24 protein-coding genes are annotated in these 25885 nt (G+C 43.7%); 22 read left to right on the forward strand and 2 right to left on the reverse strand.

Annotation, left to right across the window (positions count from 1 at the left end):
- Window positions 1-11 precede the first annotated feature (11 nt).
- The 19 genes from wecB to AXF17_RS02075 all read left to right on the forward strand — a co-directional run bounded on the left by wecB (window position 12) and on the right by AXF17_RS02075 (window position 20626).
- Entirely contained in the window at window positions 12-1136 is a 1125-nt protein-coding gene (gene wecB / locus AXF17_RS01985) for a non-hydrolyzing UDP-N-acetylglucosamine 2-epimerase (RefSeq protein ID WP_094233578.1), read from the forward strand.
- A 96-nt stretch (window positions 1137-1232) separates the two neighbouring features.
- Window positions 1233-2657, forward strand: coding sequence for a hypothetical protein (locus AXF17_RS01990; RefSeq protein ID WP_094233579.1), 1425 nt, complete (start codon window positions 1233-1235; stop codon window positions 2655-2657).
- A 52-nt stretch (window positions 2658-2709) separates the two neighbouring features.
- Window positions 2710-3300 (forward strand): glycoside hydrolase family 25 protein, encoded by a 591-nt coding sequence (locus tag AXF17_RS01995; RefSeq protein ID WP_094233580.1) that lies wholly within the window; start codon window positions 2710-2712, stop codon window positions 3298-3300.
- Window positions 3301-3446: 146 nt separating this feature from the next.
- Complete coding sequence (locus AXF17_RS02000) at window positions 3447-4880, forward strand: NAD(P)/FAD-dependent oxidoreductase (protein WP_094233581.1); 1434 nt, start codon at window positions 3447-3449, stop codon at window positions 4878-4880.
- Window position 4881: 1 nt separating this feature from the next.
- Window positions 4882-6213 carry an NAD(P)/FAD-dependent oxidoreductase gene (locus AXF17_RS02005; protein ID WP_094233582.1) on the forward strand — a complete coding sequence of 444 codons (1332 nt, stop codon included), beginning with the start codon at window positions 4882-4884 and terminating at the stop codon, window positions 6211-6213.
- A 1-nt stretch (window position 6214) separates the two neighbouring features.
- The gene (locus tag AXF17_RS02010) at window positions 6215-6583 is read left to right on the forward strand and encodes a DUF1667 domain-containing protein (protein WP_094233583.1); all 369 of its coding nucleotides are present in this window, start codon (window positions 6215-6217) and stop codon (window positions 6581-6583) included.
- A 164-nt stretch (window positions 6584-6747) separates the two neighbouring features.
- A complete protein-coding gene (locus AXF17_RS02015; RefSeq protein ID WP_094233584.1) occupies window positions 6748-6981 on the forward strand; it encodes a hypothetical protein in 234 nt (77 codons plus the stop codon).
- Window positions 6962-7276 carry a YbjQ family protein gene (locus AXF17_RS02020; protein WP_094233585.1) on the forward strand — a complete coding sequence of 105 codons (315 nt, stop codon included), beginning with the start codon at window positions 6962-6964 and terminating at the stop codon, window positions 7274-7276. Before AXF17_RS02015 ends, AXF17_RS02020 begins: the two co-directional genes overlap by 20 nt.
- Before the next feature lie 175 nt (window positions 7277-7451).
- Window positions 7452-8105, forward strand: coding sequence for a SanA/YdcF family protein (locus AXF17_RS02025; protein ID WP_094233586.1), 654 nt, complete (start codon window positions 7452-7454; stop codon window positions 8103-8105).
- Window positions 8106-8404: 299 nt separating this feature from the next.
- Window positions 8405-8947 carry a glutathione peroxidase gene (locus AXF17_RS02030; RefSeq protein WP_094233587.1) on the forward strand — a complete coding sequence of 181 codons (543 nt, stop codon included), beginning with the start codon at window positions 8405-8407 and terminating at the stop codon, window positions 8945-8947.
- A gap of 255 nt (window positions 8948-9202) precedes the next feature.
- Window positions 9203-10561: an MATE family efflux transporter gene (locus AXF17_RS02035; protein ID WP_094233588.1), complete on the forward strand. Its 1359-nt coding sequence runs from the start codon at window positions 9203-9205 to the stop codon at window positions 10559-10561.
- A 59-nt stretch (window positions 10562-10620) separates the two neighbouring features.
- Window positions 10621-11238 (forward strand): 5-formyltetrahydrofolate cyclo-ligase, encoded by a 618-nt coding sequence (locus tag AXF17_RS02040; RefSeq protein WP_094233589.1) that lies wholly within the window; start codon window positions 10621-10623, stop codon window positions 11236-11238.
- Window positions 11239-11305: 67 nt separating this feature from the next.
- Window positions 11306-12382: a tryptophan--tRNA ligase gene (gene trpS / locus AXF17_RS02045; RefSeq protein WP_094233590.1), complete on the forward strand. Its 1077-nt coding sequence runs from the start codon at window positions 11306-11308 to the stop codon at window positions 12380-12382.
- 362 nt (window positions 12383-12744) lie between these two features.
- Window positions 12745-13581, forward strand: a complete 837-nt coding sequence (locus tag AXF17_RS02050) for a 4Fe-4S binding protein (RefSeq protein WP_094233591.1) — start codon at window positions 12745-12747, stop codon at window positions 13579-13581.
- A 251-nt stretch (window positions 13582-13832) separates the two neighbouring features.
- Window positions 13833-15218 carry a beta/alpha barrel domain-containing protein gene (locus AXF17_RS02055; protein WP_094233592.1) on the forward strand — a complete coding sequence of 462 codons (1386 nt, stop codon included), beginning with the start codon at window positions 13833-13835 and terminating at the stop codon, window positions 15216-15218.
- 8 nt (window positions 15219-15226) lie between these two features.
- On the forward strand, window positions 15227-17149 hold the full coding sequence (locus tag AXF17_RS02060) for an aconitate hydratase (RefSeq protein WP_094233593.1): 1923 nt from the start codon (window positions 15227-15229) through the stop codon (window positions 17147-17149).
- Window positions 17150-17342: 193 nt separating this feature from the next.
- The gene (locus AXF17_RS02065) at window positions 17343-18548 is read left to right on the forward strand and encodes an isocitrate/isopropylmalate family dehydrogenase (RefSeq protein ID WP_094233594.1); all 1206 of its coding nucleotides are present in this window, start codon (window positions 17343-17345) and stop codon (window positions 18546-18548) included.
- Complete coding sequence (locus AXF17_RS02070) at window positions 18548-19489, forward strand: AEC family transporter (protein ID WP_094233595.1); 942 nt, start codon at window positions 18548-18550, stop codon at window positions 19487-19489. The genes AXF17_RS02065 and AXF17_RS02070 overlap by 1 nt, the downstream gene beginning before the upstream one ends.
- A gap of 360 nt (window positions 19490-19849) precedes the next feature.
- Complete coding sequence (locus AXF17_RS02075) at window positions 19850-20626, forward strand: basic amino acid ABC transporter substrate-binding protein (protein WP_094233596.1); 777 nt, start codon at window positions 19850-19852, stop codon at window positions 20624-20626.
- A 105-nt stretch (window positions 20627-20731) separates the two neighbouring features.
- On the opposite strand, the gene AXF17_RS02080 is transcribed toward AXF17_RS02075, so the two are convergent.
- On the reverse strand, window positions 20732-22504 hold the full coding sequence (locus AXF17_RS02080; protein ID WP_094233597.1) for a hypothetical protein: 1773 nt from the start codon (window positions 22502-22504) through the stop codon (window positions 20732-20734).
- A 207-nt stretch (window positions 22505-22711) separates the two neighbouring features.
- A complete protein-coding gene (locus tag AXF17_RS02085; protein ID WP_094233598.1) occupies window positions 22712-23980 on the reverse strand; it encodes an ArsB/NhaD family transporter in 1269 nt (422 codons plus the stop codon).
- 183 nt (window positions 23981-24163) lie between these two features.
- Between AXF17_RS02085 and AXF17_RS02090 the strand changes: the two genes are divergently transcribed.
- From AXF17_RS02090 to AXF17_RS02100, 3 genes are all read left to right on the forward strand, one after another.
- Window positions 24164-24460, forward strand: a complete 297-nt coding sequence (locus AXF17_RS02090; protein WP_094233599.1) for a TIGR04197 family type VII secretion effector — start codon at window positions 24164-24166, stop codon at window positions 24458-24460.
- Window positions 24432-24836, forward strand: coding sequence for a hypothetical protein (locus AXF17_RS02095; protein WP_157682523.1), 405 nt, complete (start codon window positions 24432-24434; stop codon window positions 24834-24836). Before AXF17_RS02090 ends, AXF17_RS02095 begins: the two co-directional genes overlap by 29 nt.
- 56 nt (window positions 24837-24892) lie before the next feature.
- A partial coding sequence (locus AXF17_RS02100; protein ID WP_157682618.1) for a T7SS effector LXG polymorphic toxin occupies window positions 24893-25885 on the forward strand: 993 nt, incomplete at its 3' end.

Consider the following 25885-nt stretch of genomic DNA (forward strand, 5'->3'; position numbering starts at 1 on the left):
TAGAGGTAATCATGAAAAAGGTTATGTTGGTCTTCGGGACAAGACCAGAAGCAATTAAAATGTGCCCACTTGTAAAGGAATTGAAGAAGAGACCGGGAATAGAGACATGCGTGTGCGTAACTGGACAGCACAGACAGATGCTAGATCAGGTTCTCGAGACTTTTCAGGTGGTGCCGGATTATGACCTTTCGATAATGAAGGAGAAACAGACACTATTCGACGTTACGACTAATATCCTTGAGAAGATTAGAGAAGTACTTGTTAGTGAAAATCCTGATGTAGTTCTCGTACATGGAGACACTACTACGACATTCGTAACGGCATTGGCGTGCTTTTATCTACAGATTTCTGTGGGACACGTAGAAGCTGGACTAAGAACGTATAACATCAAATCGCCGTTCCCAGAGGAGTTTAACAGACAGGCAGTTGGCATAGTTGCAGAGTACAACTTCGCACCAACAGAGAAGAGCAAGATGAACCTCGTAAATGAGGGTAAGTCTGCTGAGAGAATTTGGATAACAGGTAACACGGCAATAGATGCACTAAGCACGACTGTTAAGGGTGATTATTCAAACGAGCATCTAGATTGGGCTTCTGATTCGAGACTTATTCTTATCACTGCTCATCGTAGAGAAAATCTCGGCGAGCCTATGCACAACATGTTTAGAGCGATTCGTCGCGTAATGGATGAGAATCCAGACGTGAAAGCAATCTATCCAATTCACATGAATCCGGCTGTAAGACAGGCGGCAGAAGATGTGTTTGGCGAGAGCTCTCCAGGCGGAAAGGAAGAGCGCATCAGAATCATTGAGCCGCTCGACGTACTGGACTTCCACAATTTCTTGAACCGCAGCTATCTGATTCTGACAGATTCTGGCGGAATTCAGGAGGAGGCCCCTAGCCTTGGAAAGCCAGTTCTCGTAATGAGAGACACTACCGAACGTCCAGAGGGAATTCAGGCAGGCACGCTCAAACTTGTCGGAACGGAAGAAGAGACCATTTATAAAGAGTTCTCAAGACTTCTGACTGATATGGAGGAGTACAAGGCTATGAGCAGGGCATCAAATCCTTACGGTGATGGACATGCGAGCGAGCGCATAGCTGATATTTTGGAGTTTGGCGAGGTAAGACGATAATAGTACCAAACGCTTGCCATATTAAAATTTAACATGATACAATGGAATGGCGCTATATAGCGCCATTTTCTAAATTAAAAAAAAGGGAAGGACAATATGTTTAATAGGAATCAGGTAAACGGCATGGTTAAAATGAAAAAGTCGCGTCATCATCTGTTAGTAATGGCAACATGCTTTGCTATGATGATGGCTGGTTTCTGTCTCGTAGCTTCTGCTGCAGATGAAGATGTAGCAGTAAACGAAGCTTCTAATAATGAAGTAGCTGCTTCAGAAGTTGCTGATCAGAATGACGAAGCAGATGTTCGGGATGAAGAAAGTGATGTAGAGGATATGAATGCAGAAGCTGAAACACCAGAAGACCAGACTGAAGACTACACAAAAGGTACAAGAGCTGCAGCTTATGATGAGCTAAAGGCACCTGTATTAGCAGGAACTTGGAAGAGTGAATCTGGTGGATGGCGCTTTTATGACAAAGCTGGCGTTATGCAGAAGGGTCTCTATACAATCGATGGTAAGCAATACTACCTCTGTCCAAACGATGGACTTATGAAAACTGGCTGGCAGAAGATTGGGAGATACTACTATTACTTTGGTACAGACGGAGCTATGAAGAGAGGCTGGCAGAGAGTAGGAAGCAACTGGTACTACATGCATTCAGATGGAGCGATGGCTTTCGGTCTGATGGAGATTGAAAAGCTATCCTACTTTTTCGGTGAACCGGATGACGGTGCTATGAAGACTGGCTGGAGAAAGTTTGCTGACGCATACCACTATTTCGGTGCGGATGGTGCGATGAAAAAGGGCTGGCAGAAAATCGGTGGCTACTGGTATTACTTCGACAGGATGGGATTCATGCTGACTGGAAGTCGGGAGCTGGATGGCAAAAAATACTTCTTCGGAGGCGAAAATGATGGCGCCATGAAGACGGGTTGGCAGATATTTGGTGAAGTATTTTTCAACAACGTTAAGACCAATGATCGCTGGGGATACTACAGTGCTGATGGTGCTGCATTAAAGAAGCGTTGGTTTAAGTATGGTGGTTATTGGTATTACTTAGATGATGATGGCGAGATGTTAATTGAAGTAGAAGAAGTAGACGGAAAGTTCTACTACTTTGGACCAGCGAATGATGGTCGAATGAGAACTGGCTGGCAATCGATAGACGGTATCTGGGGATACTTCGGAAGTGATGGCGCATGTAGAACAGGCTGGCAGAAGATCGATGGTTATTGGTATTACCTAGGTCAGTACGGAGAGATGGAGACTGGTCTCAGAAATATCGATGGAGATCTATACTATTTAGGCAGTGACGGTTCTATGAGGACTGGCTGGCAGAAGAACTCCAATAACTGGTACTACTTTAATACATCTGGTACGGCAGTTACAGGCTGGCAGCAGATTGGTGGATATTGGTACTATTTTGAAGAAGATCACAAGATGGTTAGAAACACCATCAAAGAGCTCGACGGTAAAAAGTATGCGTTTAATGCTGATGGAGTAATGCTGTCGGGCTACCTTTAAACTGAATGGTGAGACGTATTTCGCAAATGCCTCAGGAGTAATTTCTAATCAGATGAAAGGAATAGATGTTTCTGCATATCAAAATTCTATCAACTGGCAGAAGGTAAAGGCTGCGGGGATTGACTTTGCAATAGTTAGAGCTGGATATCGTGGCAAGACCAATGGAGCTTTAATTAAAGATAATATGTTTGACCAGCATATATCAGGTGCAATTGCAGCAGGCATAAAGGTCGGGGCATATATGTTCACTGAAGCGAGAGATTACACAGAGGGTGCTGAAGAGGCAAGATACCTTGTATCTCTCATCAAAAACTATGATATAAAGCTTCCGCTCGTCGTAGATACAGAGTATCAGAGCAATGCGAGATCAAATAGCATCTCAGTTGCGAAAAGAACCGACGCAATTAGAGGCTTCTGCGAGACGATTGAGTCGCTAGGATATACACCAATGATTTATGCGAGTACAAGCTGGCTCAACAACAATCTAAATATGAGTAAGCTGAGCAAGTATAAAGTATGGGTTGCACAGCATTACGACAAAGTTACATACACGGGCAGCTACGAAGTGTGGCAGTATACAAATAAGGGCAGGGTCGACGGAATAAGTGGCGATGTCGATATGAACTACTGGTACAACAAATAGCTAGCAATGTACGAAATTAAGGAGGGTATCTATCACCTTCCTTTTTTATATTTAAGGACTAAATACGCTTCGAACAGCAAAATAACTATTAATATCATGATATAATTAAACGGTTATTAAAACTGACAACCAACCCGGAGGAAAATATGCTTTACGACATAGCCATAATAGGAGCAGGAATCACAGGCTCGATGCTCGCCAGAGAGCTTTCGAGGTACGAGCTCAAAATAGCTGTCCTAGATAAGGAAAATGATATCGCGAATGGTGCAACGATGGCTAATTCTGCGATAGTTCACACAGGATACGACCCTGTAGATGGAACACTCAAGGCGGAGCTCAACGTAAAAGGTGCTCGCAAATATCCTAAGATATGCGAGGACTTGCACTGCCATATCAAGAATACGGGGGCATTCGTAGTTGCATGCAGTGACGAAGATGAGGCGCTGCTAGATGTGCTGGCAGAAAGGGCAGTCTGTAGGGAGATTCCTCATGAATTTCTGAGTGGAGATGAGGCGCGCACGGTAGAGCCTAACCTCAGTGACAATATAACTAAGGCACTATCATTTCCGACGACTTCGGTGATATATCCGTGGGAGGTTGCAATAGCTTGCATGCAGGTTGCGGTTGGAAATGGTGTGGAACTATTCCTAAACCATGCAGTAAGTAGCATAGATAAAGATGCTGAGGGATATGTAATTACGGCTGGCAGTGAGACGTTCCATACGAAGGTACTGCTAAATGCCTCAGGGGTAGGAGCTGCTGATATCTGCCGCATGGTGACTGAGAATGTCGGCTTCGAAGTGACCCCGAGACGAGGTGAATACTACGTTATCAGCAATGATGAACATATCGTAAATAATGTTATATTCCCAGTTCCGACTGCCAAGGGTAAGGGAGTGCTCGCAATTCCGACGGTTTATGGCAACACGCTAATCGGTCCGAACAGCGAGCAGCTTGCTGAGAATATTTCGACGGCAACGAGCGTGAATGGTGCGAGCTACTTACGTGAACACATCACCAAGATAATTAAGACCGTTCCGCTTCATAAATCTATTCGCACTTTTGCAGGACTTAGACCGAGCACGACATCCAAAGACTTTATTATTGAGCCACTGGGAGCAGAGCATCCTAACTTCATAAATATCGCTTCCATTGAGTCGCCTGGACTAGCAAGTGCGCCGGGGATTGCAGACTATGTGATAGAAAATTTTGTGGCGGACAGATTCTGCCTCAAGGAGAGCCCGGATGCTGTGATGACAAGGGAGAAGCCGATCGTCGTTTCAGAGTTATCTGAAGAGGAGAGAGATAAACTCGTTCGTGAAAATCCGCAGTATGCAAATATAGTTTGCAGATGCGAGACCATATCCGAAGGAGAGATAGTTTCAGCTATACATGAGGTGTGTGGTGCTCGCAGTGTCAAGGGTATCAAGAAGCGAGTGCGCCCAGGAATGGGCAAGTGTCAGGGTGGATTCTGCGAGCCTAAGGTCGTAGAAATTCTGGCACGAGAACTTAAATGCTCACCTGTCGATATAGTTCAAGATGGGAAGCATTCGCAGATTTTAGAGAAGGAGAATCGCTAAGATGAGACATTGTCAGGCAGTAGTAATAGGCGGTGGCTGCGGCGGACTAGCGGCAGCTGCGAAGCTAAAACAGGAAGGGCTTGAAGACGTAGTTCTAATCGAGCGTGATGTCGAACTTGGCGGAGTGCTCAACCAGTGTATACATAATGGATTTGGTCTTACGACCTTCAAAGAGCAGCTGAGCGGACCTGCATTTGCAGAGAGGTACGAGATAGAAGCGATAGCATCTAGTGTCGAGATTAAGCTAGGTGCAATGGTTACGCACATGAGCAAAGACCGTGTCATCGAGTATGTAAGTCAGGAAGAGGGATATCAGAAACTTCAATCAGATATCATTATCCTTGCTGTTGGCTGTTACGAGAGAAGCCGTGGCGCCCTTGGAATACCAGGAGAGCGTCCGACGGGAGTATATACAGCAGGACAGGCGCAGAGATACCTCAATATAGATGGCTATATGGTCGGAAAGAAGGTATTTATACTCGGCTCTGGAGATATCGGACTAATAATGGCGCGCAGAATGAGCCTCGAGGGAGCTGAAGTGCTCGGAGTTGCGGAGCTGATGCCGTACAGCAATGGACTACCTCGTAATATGAAACAATGTCTCGATGACTTTGGAATTCCTCTATATCTATCTCATACTGTGACTAACATATATGGACGTGATAGGCTCGAACGCATTGAGCTCACAAAGGTAGATGATAATAGACGGCCAATAAAGGGAAGTGAGATGTACTTTGACGTAGATACACTACTTCTCAGCGTTGGACTGATTCCCGAAAACACGCTCGCTGAAGAGGCTGGAATCGAAATGGATCAAAGTATTCGTGGACCGGTTGTCGACGAGAACTATATGACATCAGTTCCGGGGATATTTGCATGTGGAAACGGTCTTCATGTACACGATCTGGCTGACTTCGTTACGAAGCAGGCTGGAGAAGCGGCAGTTGGTGCAATAAGATACTATGAAGCTCTAAAGGAGCAATTAATGGAGTCTCAGAATAGAAACCAAGATACAGTGGACGGCGCAACATCAGAATATGTGGATGTTTCTTTAGCAGGCGATTCATACTGCGAGGCACACGCTGGAAACCTTGTGGGATATGTCGTTCCGGCGAAGCTTCATAAGGAGAATCTGCCAAAGGCCGTGACGTTCTACTTCCGTGTTCGTAAGCCGATGAGTGATATAGAGATTGAAATTCTGAAGGGTGATAAGCTGCTGCGCACAATTCACAAGGATGCGGTAATTCCGTCTGAGATGGAGCAGGTGGTAATTGCAGGCAAACACCTTGAAGAAGCAGATGGTAACCTGACGATTCAGATAAAGGAGAATTAAGATGAGAGATGTAGAATTGATTTGCGTAAACTGTCCGAAGGGCTGCAGAGTTACTGTACATCTCGAAGATGATAAAATCACAGGAATTGAAGGGCACAGTTGCAAAGAAGGACTGAATTATGCGGAGCAAGAGATAACTCGTCCGATGAGAATTCTGACATCGACGGTCAGAATCGATGGTGCGGTCAATCGCGTGCTGCCGGTAATTACCGAAAGCGAGATTCCGCTGGATATTTGGCGCGAGGCTATGAGTGAGATTAAAGGACTCAGAGTTACGGCCCCCGTGGAGATTAACGACATAATCGAGAGCGACTTTATGGGTACGGGCGTGAATCTGATTGCGAGCAGGAGTATGAGTTCGGTTTATTAGTGTTGTTGGATTTTCGTTGCGAATTTTCATTATAAACAATCTCTGCTCTATCCTAAATATAGCTCGCTTCACTGTTGTCGCAACCACACCTAGATGGTATAATCATAGACGAATGCGGGGTTCGCAATACTGCGAGCTCGGGTATTTTAGAAAAGAGATGTTTTATGGAGAAAAATAAAATTGGCAGTATTCTCATAGCGGTTGTTATTATCGGAATTATGGTTGGATCCGTCTTGTTGTATTTTATCGGATTTGCGATTATTCCGGGAATTCCGCTTGGTATAAGAATAGTTGTAGCACTTATATGTGCTGGGATTATATACGGAGTACTGCACATCTTGGTTGAGAGAATCCGTGAGATTCAGAAAGGTGAAGACGATGATCTTAGTAACTACTAACGAAATTGAAGGCAGAAAAGCTCAGACAATCGGTCTAGTGAAGGGAAGCACAATTCAGACAGTTAATGCTATCAGAGACTTTGGTGCCGGACTCAAGACTCTGGTTGGTGGAGAGCTTGTTAAGTACAACGAGATGATGAACAACGCTAGAGCGCTTGCAACAAAGAGAATGGTTGAAGAGGCTGAAAGTGTTGGAGCTGACGCAATTGTGGCAGTTCGTTATTCATCCGCATCAGTGATGCAGAATGCTGCAGAGGTTATGGCATACGGAACAGCTGTAAAGTTCGTAGACTAATTGCCTACTGCTGCGGTGAATACCAAAGCATAGTAAATAAATTTGCCGGGTCTCCTAGCAATCGCTGATCACTTCATGTGGATAGCCTCGCTAAAGACCCGGTTTTCATTTGTTTTTGATTTATACACACGCTACTTTCTTGCATATATCACTTATGAGGGATATTATTATAATTATGCTCAAGATTATTAAATGGATATTGAAGTTAATATTGATAGTCATAGTCGTGATTGTTGGGATCAATCTGTTTGTTAAGTTCGAAGGCGAGAGAAGCCTCCGCAGCGTAGAGCAGGTTAGCGGCAAATCGTATGACTGCATAATCGTACTTGGCGCAGGTGTGTATGGAAATGGCGAGCCGACTAAGATTCTAAAGGATAGACTTGACCGCGGCATCGAGCTGTATAAGGCAGGGGCGGCACCGAAGCTGCTGCTATCTGGGGATAACGGCAAGACCAATTACGATGAAGTAAAGGTCATGAAAAACTACTGCCTGAAGCACGGTGTTCCGGCACAAGATATATTCCTAGATCACGCAGGCTTTTCGACATATGAGTCGATGTATCGTGCCAGAGATATCTTCGGGGTGAATACAGCAGTAGTCGTAACGCAATACTACCACGAAGGTAGATCTCTTTATACAGCGAAGAGACTCGGACTCAAGGTTGTTGGCGTAAGTGCGGTAGAGAAGAGATATGACGGAGATGAAGCTCGTGCAGTGAGGGAATTCCTCGCTAGGGAAAAGGCTTTTGTGCAGTGCATCGTTAAGCCGAAGCCAACCTTTCTCGGAGATAAGATAGACATTACTGGCGATGGACAGGTGAGCTGGTAGTTGATTAGCAGTTAATAAAGTTGCTAATCAATAAAGAGATACGGCGTCGTGGGTAAGTACTACGACGCTTTTTATTTGCACGAGGAGGGTCGCTGCTGCACGAAACAAGTATTTATATAAGTGCATCATTGGTTGTTGACAAAACAATTTAGCGCAATATAATTGTATATACAAGGGGAGTCTACGAAGGGGAGATTAGACTAGAGAATTAGTAAGGAAGCAAGTCTGCCGCACGAGAAGGGCGTGTGGCGGAATATTTGCCAGAGGCTTTATAAAGGCTGTAACAGGAGGTAATAGATATGGGCTTTTACGATTATACAGTCCCAGCTGCAGATGGTAGACAGGTATCCATGAAGGACTATGAGGGAAAGGTTGTCCTCGTTGTTAACACAGCAACAGGTTGCGGCTTCACGCCTCAGTACGAACCGATTGAAGAGATGTATGAGAAGTACCACGACAAGGGATTTGAAGTGCTAGATATTCCTTGCAACCAGTTTGCGGGGCAGGCTCCTGGGACTGACGAGGAGATACATGATTTCTGTACTCTGCAGTACAACACGAAGTTCCCTCAGATGAAGAAATCTGATGTTAACGGTGAGAATCAGCTAGCACTATATAAATTTCTCAAGGAAGAGAAGGGCTTTGAGGGCTTTGGTAAGGGCCTCAAGGCGACAGGACTTTCTGTCGTAGTTAAGAAGATGGACAAGGATTATAAGAATAATCCTGATATCAAGTGGAATTTCACCAAGTTCGTAGTAGATAGAGATGGCAACGTAGTTACTAGATTTGAACCGACTGCGAAGATGGATGAAGTGGAGAAGTGTGTAGCTTCTCTAATCTAAAGTTGTTGTTCCAAGCCTACGGGCAGTAACATCCTTAATAATAAATATACTGCAATGGGAAAGACGTAGTTCAGGCTACGTTTTTTTCTTTTGCCACAAACACAGCATACATTTGCATATAATACAATTTTCATGTGCTTATTTGTGTAACTACACTAGAAAAAATCGATTATAAAATGGTATAATGAATGAAAGATTGAATGGAACAGCCGTTCAGTCATTTTTGTTTATTGGGACTATACGACAGGGGGGACAATGAGTACAGCTGCAGAGACAAAAGAAAATAAGCTAGGTGTTGCACCGATACCGTCGCTGATTATAAAGCTATCCGTACCGCTTATGGTGTCGATGTTTGTTCTATCGTTATATAACATAGTGGATAGCATATTTGTCGCACAGATTAACGAGAACGCGCTCACAGCTATATCGCTTTGCTTCCCAATCCAGTCGATGATGGTCGCATTTGGAGTCGGAACTGCTGTCGGCATGAGCGCTTTGATGTCGAGATATCTCGGAGCAAAGGAATTCGATAAGGTAAATGCTACGGCACAAAATGGAATATTCCTGAGCTTCGTAACTTACGCGATATTCGTAATCATAGGAGTGTTCGCAAGGCCTTTTATCGAGATGCAGACCAGCGATCCTGAGATAATCGAGTACGGTGTTACGTACCTTAGAATCGTGTGCTGGCTATCTGTTATGGTATTCCTCCAGATTACAATTGAGAGACTTCTGCAGAGTACAGGCAAGACCATATATATATTCATCACGCAGAGCATCGGCGCTATTATAAATATTATCATGGACCCGATTCTGATATTCGGTCTGCTCGGTGTGCCTAAAATGGGAATCGCCGGCGCTGCATATGCTACCGTTTTTGGGCAGACTGTCGGTGCGCTATTAGGACTATATTTCAACATCAAGAAGAATAGGGAGATCAAGCTGACATACAAAGGGTTCAGACCTAGATGGAAGACTATCAAAGAGATATACGGAATTGGAATTCCATCGATTATTATGCAGTCTGTAGGATCGTTCATGGTATTCGGACTCAATCAGATACTCGTACAATTTACGACTACTGCGGTTGCGGCCTTTGGAGCGTACTTCAAGCTCCAGAGCTTCATCTTTATGCCAGTATTTGGTATGGATAACGGAATAGTACCAATTATCGCGTATAACTACGGTGCACAGAACCGCAAGAGACTAGATGAGACAATGAGACTATCCGTAATTTACGGCATAGTCATCATGACCGTGGGGATGATCATCTTCTGGGCAATCCCTCATTTGCTACTCGGCTTCTTCGCAGCATCTCCAGAACTGATGAGAATTGGAACCGTTGAGCTCAGAATTATCTCGCTTGTGTTCCCGTTTGCAGGATACTCGATCATGCGAGGAGGAGTATTCCAAGCGCTCGGCAAGAGTGTATACAGTATGTACGTCTCCATCGTAAGACAGCTAATCGTGTTACTGCCAGCGGCTTACTTCCTATCTAAGCTCGGCAACATCGATTACGTATGGTTCTCATTTGTATTTGCAGAATTCTTTGGACTTAGCATGTCAATCATATATACTAGGAAGATAAAGAAGGATATAATAAACCAGCTGTAGATGCAGTCGGCATCTGACAAATGGCTACATATATCCGCAAGACTTACGAAGTGCAGTAGATGCACGATAAAGGAGTTAATGTGGAAACTCATAGAGAAATGAATATACATGAGAATAAGAAGGCGCTTCGCACAAGATGCAGAGAAATCGTAAAGGGGCTTTCTCCTGAATATATCGAAGAGTCGAGCCAGAAAATCGCGAATCTCGTATTAGAAACTGATGAATATAAGGATGCAAAGACAATATTTTGCTACATGTCGATGAACGGTGAGCCTGTGACAGATGCGATTATAGAGCAAGCTCTCCAGGATGGAAAGCGCGTTGGGATTCCGCTCTGCGTCGGACCGCATGAGATGGTCGTCAAGGAATACACGAGCGGTGATGAACTAGCGAGAGGTGCATTCGGAATTAGAGAGCCACTTGCTGAAGCTACTGAAATTACTGCGGATGAGTTTGATTTAGCAATAGTTCCTTGCGTGGCATGCTCGAAGGACGGACGAAGAATCGGTCACGGTGCGGGTTACTATGATAGATTTCTTAGCACGTCGGGATTTGACAAGATTGCGCTCTGCTTTGAGAAGCTTATCACAGATGATATTCCGCTAGAAGAGATGGATGTACATATGGATGGAGTTGCGACTGAAGATGCCATCTATGGGACGCGATGGCGCGGCTAAGTTAGAGATGAAATAGACAAAAGCAAGTTGCACCATAGATTTGAGTATAAAGACAAGAGGTAAAAACATGAGTAAAAATAAAGTTGTATTAACCGGAGATAGGCCGACCGGCAGACTGCATATCGGACACTATGTGGGATCGCTGAGACAGCGACTCATCCTGCAGGAGGATTCGAGCATAGATAAGATGTTCGTTATGATTGCAGATGCACAGGCGCTGACTGACAATGCTGATAACCCTGAGAAGGTACGCGAGAACGTGCTTCAGGTTGCGATGGACTATCTGGCAATCGGACTCGATCCAGCTCGCACAACCATCTTTATTCAGTCACAGATTCCAGCGCTTCACGAGATGACTATGTATTACATGAATCTCGTTACTGTAGCTAGAGTTCAGCGCAATCCTACAGTTAAGAATGAGATTAAGATGCGTGGGTTTGAGGCAAATCTGCCAGTAGGATTCTTTACATATCCTATCAGTCAGGCTTCCGATATCACTGCTTTCATGGGCACAATTGTACCAGTTGGTGAGGATCAGGAGCCGATGATCGAGCAGTGCCGCGAGATAGTGCGTAAATTCAATGCTACTTATGGCGAAGTTCTCGTTGAGCCAGAGATTTATTTACCTGAAAACAAGGTGTGCCTAAGACTTCCGGGAACTGATGGTCAGGCTAAAATGAGCAAGTCGCTCGGAAATACCATCTATCTATCGGATAGCGAGCAGGAACTCAAGGCTAAGGTTATGAGCATGTATACTGACCCGAATCACATCAAGGTTGAGGATCCAGGTCAGGTTGAAGGGAACATGGTGTTTACATACCTAGATGCGTTTGTACAGCCTGATTCATTTGAGAAGTATCTATCTGATTACAAGAATTTAGAGGAGCTCAAAGATCACTACAGAAGAGGGGGGCTCGGTGATGTCAAGGTTAAGAAGTTTCTTCTTAAGGTGCTAAATGAGTTCCTCGCGCCAATCAGAGAGAGACGTGCGTACTACGAAGCGAATCCTGAAGTGGTAGTTGAAATGCTCCGCAAGGGTACAGAGCTTGCGAATGCTGAAGCAGAGGCAACTCTGGATAAGATGAAGAAAGCGATGCAGATCGATTACTTCAATCAGTGGAACGAAGATTACAAACTTAAGTAGGTGTAGGCTCACTACCTAAAGCTTTGAGCAACCGCCATAAGTGAGTGTTAGCTTCGTTTTGAATACGAAGCTTGCGGTGCTTAAGCTGGGGAATAGCAACCTCAAGAGCTAATAGAATAAAATGATAAGTGGCAGGTTCGGCAGTTTGAAGCACACATCCAAAAGTTAGTTTGGTGTCTAACTTTTGGGGTGCACTTCAATTCGGAGCTGCCACTTTTATTTCTCTCACTTTTTCATTCTATCTTCACAAAAATGCACATTACCGAGACATAATATTTTCTTTTGCATGGTAAAATCTATGTAATATTATGAAGGGATGTTCTCAAAGTGCTGCGAGCACTGCAAATGTGTGAGATTCAAAGATGATTAAGAACGTTGTAGGCATGTACTTTAGCCCATCGGGCGCGACTGCCAAGATAACTAAGAAGATTACAATTGAATTAACTGACAACATGCGTGATAGTTGCCTTGATGATCTCAGCTATTCTTTTTACGATATGCTCTGTCTAAGTGAGCGCCATGGCATAAATACATCGATTGATTGTACTGACGAGACTATCGTCGTGATGGGACTACCAGTTATGTCGGGACGAATCCCGGAGATTTGCAAAGAGATGCTATCTAAGGTAAATGGTAATGGCGCATATCTCATTGCGCTTGTATCATATGGAAACAACAGTTATGGTGATGCGCTCTATGAGCTATACACGTATGCAAATGAGAGAGGCTTTAACGTGATAAGCGCAGCTGCATTTGTCGCTCAGCACTCGATGTTCCCTAAAATTGCGGAGAGCAGACCTGATTCGAACGACATCAAGAAGATGATTGAGTTCAGTAAGATTAGTGCTAAGAAACTGAAGCGCTTCGTATGTACGGACATCTCGTCGATGCGAGGAAGACTTGCTCCTCTTATTATTCCCGGTTCGATTCCGAAGCGTAAGCCGATGAAGCTACCAATTCACCCTACAGCGAATTCTCTGTGCATAAACTGTGGAAAGTGCAAAGAGGTGTGCCCAGTTGGAGCAATTAGTACTGATGACCTCAGAAAGTCTAATCCAAAGGAATGCATCTCGTGTACCTCGTGCATCAAGGCTTGTCCGCAGGATGCACGTGGGTTTTACGGCTCACTCGCTAAGGCGACAAGGATTGCGAGAGAGAAACTGCATTTTAAGAGAAAAGATCCGGAGTGGTTTATATAGATAGATCATAGCGAGACCATACAAGATACAGAATATCCATGAAAAATCCCCTTTGCCAAGCGTTTGGCGAGGGGTTTTTTATGTGGAAATTCCATCACAACAGTTGTGATTACTTGACACAATCAATATTGCACATTAATATACATGTATACAATCTAATACAGAAGTAAAACTTTTATAGCAAAGTGCGTAGATTATGCGAAAGCTAGACCAAAGGGTAAGGGAAAACCAAATTTTACGAGGTGAAACAGATGGGTGACATCAAGATTAATAAGAAATCGAATTTACTTGAACAGGATCCTTATAATTATCAGCTTCAGGACGTTGAAGAACCTAACTTAATGCGCGAGTTTTTCGAGTACACGGAGATTCCAAAGGTTTCCTTTAATTTTAGAAGAAATCCGCTCGGTATGCCTAAGGAGATATGGATTACAGATACGACCTTCCGCGATGGACAGCAGTCGCGCGAGCCATATACGGTTGAGCAGATTGTAGATATTTATAAGATGATGTCGAGGCTTTCCGGACCAAATGGCAAGATTAGGCAGACGGAGTTTTTCGTTTACAGCGAAAGAGATAGGCGCGCTATATATAAGTGCCGCGAGCTTGGGCTTGAGTTCCCGGAGATTACGACCTGGATCAGAGCTAAGAGGGAAGATTTTAAGCTCGTTCATGATATCGGTGTCAAGGAGACGGGAATTCTGGTCAGCTGCTCGGATTATCATATATTTACGAAGCTGGGCATGAACAGAAGACAGGCGATGGAGCACTATCTGTCTGTTATTTCCGATGCGTTTGATGCAGGAGTCATGCCGCGTTGTCATCTTGAGGATATTACGAGGTCTGATTTCTATGGCTTTGTAGTGCCCTTTGTCAAGGCTATTCAGGAGCTTGCTGAAGAGGCAAATATGCCGGTGCGGATTCGCGCTTGTGACACTCTTGGGTACGGAATCCCTTACGTTGGCGTTGCTATGCCTCGTTCTGTTCCGGGCATCATATACGGCTTGCAACACTATGCAGGTGTGCCGAGTGAGATGATTGAGTGGCATGGTCACAATGATTTTTACAAAGCTGTTACTAATGCTGCAACGGCCTGGCTATACGGAGCAGCGGCGGTAAATACTACGTTATTTGGCATAGGAGAGAGAACCGGAAACGTACCTCTTGAGGCGATGGTCTTCGAATATGCACAGCTACGTGGCACCCTTGACGGAATGGATACGACGGTTATCACGGAACTTGCTGAGTACTACGAGAATAAAATCGGATATCATCTGCCTGAACAGACACCTTTTGTTGGCAAGAATTTCAATGTAACTAAGGCGGGAATTCACGCAGATGGGCTTCTTAAAAACGAGGAAATTTACAATATATTCGATACTAAGAAGTTTTTAAATAGACCTCCGCTAGTTTCGATTAATCAGAACAGCGGTGCAGCTGGTGTTGCTGTGTGGCTGAATGAAAAATATCGACTCGAGGGAGAGCGCAAGGTGGATAAGCACAGTGAGGTAGTTCGCTATATCAAGAGCTGGATCGATGATCAATATGAGAACGGAAGAGTCTCTGTTATCGGAGCTGATGAAATCGATACTCTTGTGAATAAGTTTGTAACCGGCGAAGCAGAAGGAAACTGGTAGGGAAAGAAATGGGATATACAATAGCTGAGAAAATTATTAGAGCTCACCTGATTAGCGGTGAGATGAAGATGGGCGAGGAGATTGGACTCAGGATTGACCAGACTCTGACTCAGGATGCGACTGGAACTATGGCATATCTGGAGTTCGAGGCGATGGGTATTCCACAGGTCAAGACTGAGCGCTCCGTCGCATATATCGACCACAATACTTTGCAGTCCGGATTTGAGAATGCAGATGATCATAAATATATTCAGACCGTGGCTGCAAAGCACGGTGTGTATTTCTCGAGGCCCGGCAACGGCATCTGCCATCAGATTCATTATGAGAGATTTGGCATTCCGGGTAAGACTCTGATTGGGTCAGATTCGCACACTCCGACTGGCGGGGGGCTCGGAATGCTTGCGATGGGTGCTGGTGGCATGGATGTTGCCGTTGCCATGGGCGGCGGAGCTTACCATATCCCTATGCCGAGGATGATTTTTGTGGAACTAATCGGAGAGCTCCGCCCTAATGTGAGCGCCAAGGATATCATCTTGGAGGTTCTGCGGATGCTGTCTGTAAAGGGCGGCGTTGGCGCTATTATCGAATATGGCGGCGAGGGTGTAGCGACGCTCAGCGTTCCTGAACGTGCGACTATTGCTAATATGGGCGCTGAGCTGGGAGCTACTACCTCGATTTTCCCTTCTGATGAGGTGACCAGGCAGTTTCTGGAGGCTCAAGGTAGGGAGGCTGACTGGTCTCCTCTAGCTAGTGATCCGGATGCCAAGTATACCGAACGTTATTCAATAAATCTGAGCGAACTAGAACCTCTAGCGGCTTGTCCAAGTAGCCCTGACAATGTAAAGCCTGTGAGAGAGCTGGTAGGAATCAAGGTCGATCAGGTGGCAATCGGTTCATGTACAAATTCGTCATTTGCAGATATGACCAAGACAGCATTGGTGCTGAAGGGGCATAAAATTGCAGATGGTGTTAGCCTGGGAATATCACCTGGTTCAAGACAGGTTTTTTCAATGATGGCAGAGAGTGGTGCACTTACAGATATGATCGATGCGGGAGCAAGGATATTGGAATGTGCATGTGGTCCTTGTATTGGAATGGGATTTTCACCGAATTCAAAGGGCGTGAGTCTTCGTACATTTAATAGAAACTTCCTTGGGCGTTCTGGAACTAAGGATGGACAAATATATCTAGTAAGTCCCGAGACCGCTGCAGCGTCTGCACTCACGGGTTATATAACAGATCCGACAACACTTCCGCCAATTGAAGAGCCGCAGCAGCCGGACAGATTTCGCATCAACGATGATGGAATCATCGCACCACTGCCAGCCGCAGATGCTGAGGCGGCAGAGGTGCTCCGCGGTCCTAACATCAAACCGTTCCCAGAGACTAGCCCGCTAGATGATCAGATAGAAGCCGCGGTTATCCTCAAGGTAGGTGATAATATCACCACCGATCACATCATGCCGGCAGGATCGAAAGTATTGCCATACAGATCGAACGTGCCTAAGATATCTGAGTTCTGTTTCAGCGTAGTGGATGAGACATTTGCAACTAGGGCTAAAAAAGCCGGTAAAGGATTCATAATAGGTGGATCAAACTATGGACAGGGTTCATCGAGAGAACATGCGGCACTGGCACCACTATATCTTGGAATCAAGGCAGTAATAGTAAAGAGCTTTGCCAGAATTCATGCAGCAAATCTTGTAAATGCAGGGATTTTACCACTTGTGTTCGAGAACCCGGATGATTATGACAAGATAGAGCAGGGCGATGTGATAAGACTGGACAATATTCTATCGGCTCTCAGAGACGATAGAATAATTCTATATGCTGGAGATAAGAAGATTCCACTCCGCATGGAGCTTGCAGAGAGGCAGAAGGAAGTGCTGCTGGCAGGCGGACTGCTTGATTATGCCGCACTTGGGAACTAGATGGAGTCATGAATGACATGGCACTTGGGAACTAGATGGAGTCATGGATTACATGGCACTTGGATACTAGATGAAATTATGAAAAGTGCGCCGCTTAAACCCATAACTAGTTGAGTTTAGAATCATGGGCGTGAATGTTGAAGTCGTGCGTGCTTAACTTGAAGATGCATGACTTTGAATTTGGAGATAAGAAATGGATAAGAAGACATATAGCTCCGAAATAGAGCGCGATATCAAGAGTTCTGTAGATAATTTTGAGATTATGCTGCGTGAGCAGGTTGAAAGGAACCAGCGGATGAGAGCTGAGAGAGAAGATAAAGCTGTAGACGCTAAAGAGGGGCATTTGACGGATAATTTGAAGGGGAACAAAGTAATAATCGGAACCGCCGGTGGTGATGGCATCGGTCCGATTATAATGACCGAAGCAGAGAAAGTGCTGGAAGTCGTCCTCCGGGACAGACTTACCAGCGGCTCCGCAGTCCTGAAACCAATCGAAGGCTTCACCCTCGAAAATCGCCTCGCCGCCGGCAAGACAGTCCCGGACTCCGTCATGGCAGCGATGAGAGAATGCGATGTCCTGCTCAAAGGACCGACAACAACACCGAACGCTGCCATGAATACAGCGAATATCGAGAGTGCAAACGTCTATCTACGCAAAGCATTTGATCTATTTGCCAACGTCAGACCGGTTTCAATTCCGAAAGAAGGCATTGACTGGATCTTCTTCCGTGAGAATACTGAGGGAGAGTATGCACTCGGCAGCAGAGGAGAATATATATCGGGGGAGCTGGCTGTTGACTTCAAGGTGACGACAGATGAAGGCACAAAGAGAATTGCACGAGCAGCCTACGAATATGCAATGGCGAATGGCAAGACTCGTGTATCCATTGTGACCAAAGCCAATATCATGAAGAAGACAGATGGCAACTTCCTAAATATCTGCCGCGAAGTCGCAAAGGATTATCCAGGAATTGAGACGGATTCGTGGTTCATAGATATAATGGCTGCTAATCTAGTAAACAAGGATATTAGAAGTAACTTCCAAGTTATTGTACTTCCGAATCTGTATGGTGATATAATTACTGACGAGGCGGCTCAAATTCAAGGTGGCGTAGGAACTGCGGGAAGTGCGAATATCGGTAATAACTATGCGATATTTGAAGCAATCCACGGCAGTGCTCCACGCATGATTGAAGAGGGGCTGGGTGAATATGCTAATCCGTCAAGTCTGCTCAAGGCAGCGGTGATGATGCTGTCACATGTGGGATATGCAGAGGAAGCGAAGAAACTTGAAGCAGCACTTGAAGCAGCTGACCAAGAGCTCGGACTACGCATGACGGGAATGGCAGGCGGCGCAACATGCCGTGAATACGCGGAATTAGTCATGTCGAGGTTATAATGATACAGAATTTCTGGATTTGTATAAATGCGGTCATGCCGCTGATGATTTATTTGATAATTGGGATGCTCGTGAAACGAGTAGGCCTTATAAATGACGACGAGGTGCACAGGTTCAATCACCTCGTCTTTATTGTGCTCTTTCCACCGATGATGTTCGAGAATCTCTACGGGGCGAAGCTCGGTACAGCTTTCAATCCAAGACTAATAATATTTGCACTTTTATTTCTGCTTTGCTACATAGCGTTCAGCATACCGGTGGTTCACAAACTGGAGAAACGTCCTGAAACGCGCGGAGCTATGATTCAAGCTATGTATAGGAGTAATTTCGTGCTTATGGGACTCCCGATAGCGATAAATTTATGTGGTGCGGGAAATGTATCCAAGACAGCGATACTAGTCACAGTTATTGTCCCAACCTATAACGTATTGGCGGTTATAATCCTAGAATACTACCGCGGGGGGCGTGCTAGTGTTTCTAAAATGCTCCGCAAGATTGTCACTAACCCGATAATCCTCGGTGCCGTGGCAGCAGGTATTGCGATAGGACTCAATATAACGATACCTAGATCAGTGGATAGAGTAGTCTCTTCTTTATCTGAATGTACGACACCGATGGCGATGATTTTGCTGGGGGCTTCATTCAATATCAAGAGCGTCAAGTCGGGAAAAAGAAACCTCAGCATCGTAATCATTGCAAAGTTGATAATCCTGCCGGCAATCGGCTTATCTCTGGCGGCATTGCTGGGATTCAGGGACGTTGAATTCGTATCTCTTATAGTGATGATGGCGGCACCTTGTTCAGTATCATCATATACAATGGCGGAATCCATGGGCAGCGATGGAGAACTGGCAGGTAATGCAGTAATATTCACGACAGGATTCTCTATTATAACTATATTCGGTTGGCTATTCCTGTTTAAGAATATGGGAATGTTTTAAAAATAAAGATATATACGCATTAACCTAAATGTGGTGGTCTATGTATTTAATGAACCAATCTTTGAATAAAAAAACGAAAAGATGAAATAAAATTCAAAAATGTATTGACAACCAAGATTAATAAGAGTATATTAATACATAATAACTATTAAAAATACAAAACTGATTTACGTAAAGCTAGCCTCGACACTCGTCAATCGCCAATCCTCAAACGTTAATCACCATTCACCAAGTGCCGGGAACGCATCAGGCTATAGGTAGACAAGTACGAGACGTCGATTATGAGTGAGTGTCCAAGAAGTAGCGGAGTTTAGGGAAATTATTTAGAGTAAACATTATTTAAGAGAAAGAGGTAAATAGATGAAAAAGATTATTGGAATGATTTTGGCGCTCATGATGTGCCTGATTATGGCAGGGACACTTTCTGCGTGTGGAAGCAAGGACAAAGTGTACAAGGTTTCAACAGAGCCGACATACCCACCTTTCGACACAACTAATAAGAATGGTGATATAGTAGGATTTGACATGGATCTTATGAAGGCTATTGCAAAGGATCAGGGATTCAAGGTTGAGTTTGAGTCGCTTGAGTTCGATGCACTCATCCCGGCACTTAAGTCGGATAGCACAGATATCGTAATCGCTGGTATGAACGTGACACCTGAGCGTTCTAAGCAGGTAGCTTTCTCTGATCCATATTATAAGACAGGAATCGTAGTTTTGGTCAAGAAGGACAATACAACCATCACAGGTTGGGATAGCTTCACTTCCGGAAGCGGGCTCAAGGTAGCAGCTCAAACCGGTACTTCTCAGGCGGATATCGCCGAGCAGCTCAAGAAAGAAGGCAAGATTTTCAAGGCAACAATTCTTAACCAGAATACAACAGCACTTCAGCAGCTCGAAAATGGTGATGTTGATGCAGTCCTTTTAGACAAGCCGGTTGCTGTAGACATAGTTTCCTTGCAGGGAGATAAGTATAAGACTGTAGGCGATATGAAGGCGGACAGCGTTGCAGATGTTGCGATTGCGGTAAAAAAGGACAATAAGGATCTTCTCAAGAAGATTAACAAGGGTCTAAAGAATCTCAAAGAAAACGGAACTTACGATAAGCTTGCTAAGAAGTGGAAGATAGAACAGTAGTAAAATTTGATAATTGAACAGAATCCAATCTGAGGGTTATAGGGTAAAAAGAGCGGCACGTTAGACTCGAGAGTGTGAGTCTAACGTGCCGCTCCGGCATTATGTCTATCTTACTTTTCTTTTCCTAACGAATGTTAAAGCGACTACGGCTCCTAATGCAACCAATATACTTAATGTATAGAGGATTAGATTTGTTTTATCACCTGTCGTCGGAGACTTCTTTTTTGTAATTTTACCTGGAATCTTTGTTTTTTCATCAGTTACTTTTACTGTGAGCTGAATGGCTGTTTTATCTGCATTTGCATCATTTTCAAGAACAGAATCTCTTCCGGCTTCCGATTGAACCGCATCCCAACCCATAAATAACTTAGGATATTCTGAAGCACCAACATTATCATATCTTATCCCGCCATATTGAGGATTTGTCAGAAGCTCTTGCAATGCAAAACTGTCAATATACATATCGACTATAGCGTCGCGTGCTTCGAATTCTCGCGATGCAAGTTCATGTAATCTTCCCTTTTCATTGTCTCCGAATTCGCGTGCACGATTTAACATCTCTTCGAGCTTGTCTATTACAGGTTTGTCTTTAGCCTTTTGTTCATCACTTATATTTCTGCTCCAATGATTATATAATTTTGGAACTTTAGCGATATTATTACTTAATAAATTAATCTCACCATACAGAGAATACGCCTTTGCAGGTCTGTTTGCTGCCTTGTTGCCGTAATCCATGTCAGAATGCCCGTCATGCTGATAAGTCCTATTATAGAGCCTATCTGTCATCATCTTAAAAGGTTCACTTGTAGGAAATTCAAAATTCTTGTCGTCAGAATAATTTTCGTAGAGAGTTTTATCATAAGGATCGTTATTGAGGTATCGGTCAATTACTGTTTTGTTATCAGCAACAAACTTATTAAATTCATCCCTTAATGCCTTTACTTCATCTGCGAGTTTTTGAATATCTTCTACGGCTTGACCAAGTTTTGTTACTTGAGTTTGGTAATCTTGGTATTCAGTAGGCATAGTGTTTTTAAACTTTTCGACCTTTGACGGATCTTTTAAATATTCATTCCGCAATGTTCTCATTCGAGGGTCATAATGAGCAGTAACAAGGTTTTGCATTTTGTAATTACCGGATAGCGTTCCCTTCACAGTCAGAACATCTCCGGGCTTCACCTTTGTTTTGTCAAACTTAACCCCCGGAATGGTAACCTCCAGTTGACCATTAACCTTGTTTAGAGCATTATTTAAATCCCTAACAATATACGGCTTATTTTCTTTATTTGCTTTTTTAAGCATCGGATCAACGAAATCCATCGTTACTGTAACTTTTTGCCCCTCAACCTTTACATCCGTTACTTCAAATATGTCTTTCGCATTTTTTAGTTTCACATTATCTTTGGTAAGTTTTTTGCTGTAAATCATTCCGTCCGGAATAACAAATTCTGCCACGAACTGACTACTCACTCCATCAAGCTTTGCGTAAGCGCCAACGCCGGGAGTTATCATTCCTACCGCCTTCTTAATAACATCAACCTTCAAGGTTCCTGTAAAATTCATAGTATCATTAATATTTACAGCCTTGATTTCTTTATGCTGTGTATCTGTGCCTAGTAGAATATCTCCGTCCAGTCTAGTGAGCTTCTCATATTCCGCTTTAGCTTTTTCTTCGTTATTATCGAAGGAACCGCTTAAAAGGAAGGCAAGAATTTCTCTTAAGTCCTGCCATCCTTCAGGGGTTTTACTTATAGGGTGTTTCCCGGCTCCAGCTAATGCCTGATTATCATCAGCGTGCACCGCTAACGATGGCATTGCTGAAAAAACCAGAATTACACTTAATGTGATACTTAGTACGTATCTCGCCAAATTCTTCATACGAAACGTCCTTTCTTTAAAATAGTAAATTTATAAAATTATTGCGTTTTTCAGCATATGGTTTGTTAATTATATATTCAATAAGTATCAAAATCAATTTTAGATATGTATTTTAAATATACATGGTAAATAACTATATGCACAAAATACAAAAAAAAGGGAGTCATACGAATGACACTCTCTTAGTTTTTTGGATATATCAACCGCCTAGCCGTATATAACCCAGATAAATACATATCCGACCGTAGCCGCCGTCAGCGTAAACGGTACGCCGATTTTCATGAAATCCGCAAAAGTTACGATCTCCCCGTTCTTCCTCAAAATGCCGACTGCCGTAATATTCGCAGATGCCCCGACCGGAGTGAGGTTCCCGCCTAGCGTTGCTCCACAGAGCAACCCAAAGTAAAGTAACGTAGAGTCAATCCCCAGCGCCGAAGCTACACCTTGTAAGACAGGGAGCATAGTTGCAACGTACGGGATATTGTCGACAAAAGCCGAAATTAAAATCGAACCCCATACGATAATCGTGTAGAGGAGGAACATGTTGCTTCCGCCAGTGTGCACAATGAGTTCAGAAAGATCACTGATTACACCTACTTCAGTAAGGCCTGCGATTACTATAAATAGTCCGAATAAGAGGAGCAGTGTCTCGATATCCGCATCCTTCAAAGCGGCAATTGTGCGGTCTTCGTCTCGCTTTTTCGCATAGTCGATTATGATGGAAACGACTGCAAATGTTATACAGATAGCACCGTTAGTTATATCGGGCTTATTAGGAAAGAATGACACGAATATAAGTGTTGCTACGAGTCCGACCAGCATGTATGTCGGAATTAGATTTTTAACATCCGTGTATTCTTCAGATACTACAGACTGTCTGTACTTTCTAAATAGAATCATCATGACAGGAACTGTTGCCAGTGCTCCGAGCTCAACAGCAAAGAACATTCCCGGTTTGCCGTGGAATACGAAGAATGACGAGAAATCCATTTTTGCATAAGATGCGAGCATCATCGAGGTAGTATCGCCGACGAGTGTAGCTGCACCCTGTAGGTTCGAAGAAACTGCAATCGAGAGCGTCATCGGAACTGGAGATACGTCGAGCTTTCGGCAGATAGCCAGTCCGACAGGTGCTACCATTAGAACCGTCGCAACATTGTCTACAAATGCAGAAATAAAGCCGGAAAAAAGCGACATGAAGATGATAACCATCATCATGTTCTTTGACTTGTCCAGAAGTATATCGGCGAGCTTGTTCGGCATCTTGGAATCGATAAAATAGTGCACGAGAATCATAGTGCCTGATATCATCAGCAAGATGTTCCAGTTCACAGAGTGAATCGCTGTGCCCAGCGACATCACGTCGGCTATTAAGAAAACCGCTGCTGAAGTCAGTGCGGCATGTACGCGGAACTTCTGGAAGAAGATCATCACAACGTACATGAGTATAAACATCGTAATTACTAAGATTTTCATAGGTTGAATTCTACCATAAAAGAATCTGAAAAGGGGGTAGATTGAATGAAAATTTAAAATGTTCCGAATAATAGTGTTTTGCTAAAGATAATAGTGCTTTTGTAGCCCTAATAATATTTAGGACTTTATGGTAAAATAATAAAACAAAATAGAATAAATAGAAGGGGAATAGGAAACTTCATAATGACAAAATCAATAAAAATAAACAAGGACACTACATCTTCCATAGCAAGCGGCATCACTGGCGCATCTAGTGATATAAGACTTAGTCCATTAGCTTCTCAGGATGGTAGATCGACGATAACAGCTAATAAAAGCAGCAAAATGGCATATAACAATGTGAAAAGCGTTGCATCAACTTTTGACGAGGTGCTAACCGTAGATGCACAGAATATACGTAGCCTCGGGGTGAAATTCGATGAATTTGACCGAGATGTTAGTACGATGTTGCATGTACAAGCCCCAAAGCTGGATAGATAAGATGAAGAACCTTACAGAAGAGCAGATACGAGGCAAACTCAGAGAGTTTGAAAGTAAGCACGATGAACTAGAATATATGAGGTGCAAAATAGGCAATCAAATAGATGACGAACATTATTTTGCAAGTGACAGTATGCGCCTAAATGAACAAGCCAGACATGAACTTTGTAATCATGATGACACAGAACTAATAAGTATTATCGATGATACCTACGATTCACTTGGTATGGCGCGTATGCAGAACTCTAGCGATGATGATGAAGTAAGAAACGAAGTGCAACGTCAACACAGGAGATTGTTCAGCGAAGAAGATAGGCTATATCAACAACTTATAATAACAAGAGAAGCAAAAGAGCTAGAGAATAAAGGTAGATAATTTCAGCAGCCCTGGAAACAAGAGTTTACAAGTATCCCACGAAAGGAAGCAATAGCATGAGTGCAAGTTTTTACTTAGACCCGGCAGAAATCAAAGCCCAATGTAGAGAAGCTATAGAGAACCTAAACGATGTATCCATGAAGACCATGAATGTAGAGCAGAAGCTAGACGCATTTATCAATAACAACGAACTCGAGGGGAAAGCCTTCGATGCTCTAAAACAGCAGATTGCGGACTACAAGACAGTACTACAAAGTATCAGGTCACTTATCAAATACAACATAAGTGAATACAAAACCCTCATGAGCAGCGTGGGAGATGAACTCCTTGATGGAGATAAAATCCTTAAAGGACAGGAATATGCAAGAAATAGGATACATGCATATGAGGATAGAGCAAAACGCTGCCGAGAAAATGCGGTTACGTATGCCGCAATTTCAGTATATTCAGAAAGTCAAATTATAAGTGCATCGCTTTATGATCATCTAGCAAATAATAGCCGCAGAATGCTTGAAATTTGGGAAGAAAAAGAGCAGGAATATTACGATATAGAGAATGCCACAAAGAACCTATTCAGCACCGGAGATAGCACAGCCGAACAGATAAACGCGGCCCTGTCGGATCTCGGTAAGTCATTTAGAGCGGGAGCATTTCATCCAAACCTGGTAGCTTCATGGCGAGTAAAGCTAAAGGAGGAGGTAAAGGAGCTGGATGTTATAAACATGTTCGGCATTAAAAGACCTAAGTCAATAGATGACAAAATATGGGAGAAGTACCAGGAAGATATTACAGCCAAGGTGCTTTTGCTGGAAAAACAGGGCTGGCCAATAGAAAGCATTAAAGAGTTTGGCAAGTATTTCAAAGAGATGCTTGGAAGAAAAGGTCAATCTTCCAATATGTCTGAAATCGTAGCATCCTGCTATAGCGATACACAAATAGTCGGCACCAAAGCCTTTGACAACATGTGGTATGCATGGAAAGCAGATAGCATATCTGCTTCCGAAAGCAAGAAGAAACTATCTGTACTGATGAAAATTACAGGGATGGAC

The organism is Mogibacterium pumilum (assembly GCF_002243385.1).
GTDB lineage: Bacteria > Bacillota > Clostridia > Peptostreptococcales > Anaerovoracaceae > Mogibacterium > Mogibacterium pumilum.

Coding starts and splice junctions, on each gene's coding strand:
- wecB (WP_094233578.1), top strand. CDS start 12: ATGAAAAAGGTTATGTTGGTCTTCGGGACAAGACCAGAAGCAATTAAA.
- AXF17_RS01990 (WP_094233579.1), top strand. CDS start 1,233: ATGTTTAATAGGAATCAGGTAAACGGCATGGTTAAAATGAAAAAGTCG.
- AXF17_RS01995 (WP_094233580.1), top strand. CDS start 2,710: ATGAAAGGAATAGATGTTTCTGCATATCAAAATTCTATCAACTGGCAG.
- AXF17_RS02000 (WP_094233581.1), top strand. CDS start 3,447: ATGCTTTACGACATAGCCATAATAGGAGCAGGAATCACAGGCTCGATG.
- AXF17_RS02005 (WP_094233582.1), top strand. CDS start 4,882: ATGAGACATTGTCAGGCAGTAGTAATAGGCGGTGGCTGCGGCGGACTA.
- AXF17_RS02010 (WP_094233583.1), top strand. CDS start 6,215: ATGAGAGATGTAGAATTGATTTGCGTAAACTGTCCGAAGGGCTGCAGA.
- AXF17_RS02015 (WP_094233584.1), top strand. CDS start 6,748: ATGGAGAAAAATAAAATTGGCAGTATTCTCATAGCGGTTGTTATTATC.
- AXF17_RS02020 (WP_094233585.1), top strand. CDS start 6,962: ATGATCTTAGTAACTACTAACGAAATTGAAGGCAGAAAAGCTCAGACA.
- AXF17_RS02025 (WP_094233586.1), top strand. CDS start 7,452: ATGCTCAAGATTATTAAATGGATATTGAAGTTAATATTGATAGTCATA.
- AXF17_RS02030 (WP_094233587.1), top strand. CDS start 8,405: ATGGGCTTTTACGATTATACAGTCCCAGCTGCAGATGGTAGACAGGTA.
- AXF17_RS02035 (WP_094233588.1), top strand. CDS start 9,203: ATGAGTACAGCTGCAGAGACAAAAGAAAATAAGCTAGGTGTTGCACCG.
- AXF17_RS02040 (WP_094233589.1), top strand. CDS start 10,621: ATGCACGATAAAGGAGTTAATGTGGAAACTCATAGAGAAATGAATATA.
- trpS (WP_094233590.1), top strand. CDS start 11,306: ATGAGTAAAAATAAAGTTGTATTAACCGGAGATAGGCCGACCGGCAGA.
- AXF17_RS02050 (WP_094233591.1), top strand. CDS start 12,745: ATGATTAAGAACGTTGTAGGCATGTACTTTAGCCCATCGGGCGCGACT.
- AXF17_RS02055 (WP_094233592.1), top strand. CDS start 13,833: ATGGGTGACATCAAGATTAATAAGAAATCGAATTTACTTGAACAGGAT.
- AXF17_RS02060 (WP_094233593.1), top strand. CDS start 15,227: ATGGGATATACAATAGCTGAGAAAATTATTAGAGCTCACCTGATTAGC.
- AXF17_RS02065 (WP_094233594.1), top strand. CDS start 17,343: ATGGATAAGAAGACATATAGCTCCGAAATAGAGCGCGATATCAAGAGT.
- AXF17_RS02070 (WP_094233595.1), top strand. CDS start 18,548: ATGATACAGAATTTCTGGATTTGTATAAATGCGGTCATGCCGCTGATG.
- AXF17_RS02075 (WP_094233596.1), top strand. CDS start 19,850: ATGAAAAAGATTATTGGAATGATTTTGGCGCTCATGATGTGCCTGATT.
- AXF17_RS02080 (WP_094233597.1), bottom strand. CDS start 22,504: ATGAAGAATTTGGCGAGATACGTACTAAGTATCACATTAAGTGTAATT.
- AXF17_RS02085 (WP_094233598.1), bottom strand. CDS start 23,980: ATGAAAATCTTAGTAATTACGATGTTTATACTCATGTACGTTGTGATG.
- AXF17_RS02090 (WP_094233599.1), top strand. CDS start 24,164: ATGACAAAATCAATAAAAATAAACAAGGACACTACATCTTCCATAGCA.
- AXF17_RS02095 (WP_157682523.1), top strand. CDS start 24,432: ATGTACAAGCCCCAAAGCTGGATAGATAAGATGAAGAACCTTACAGAA.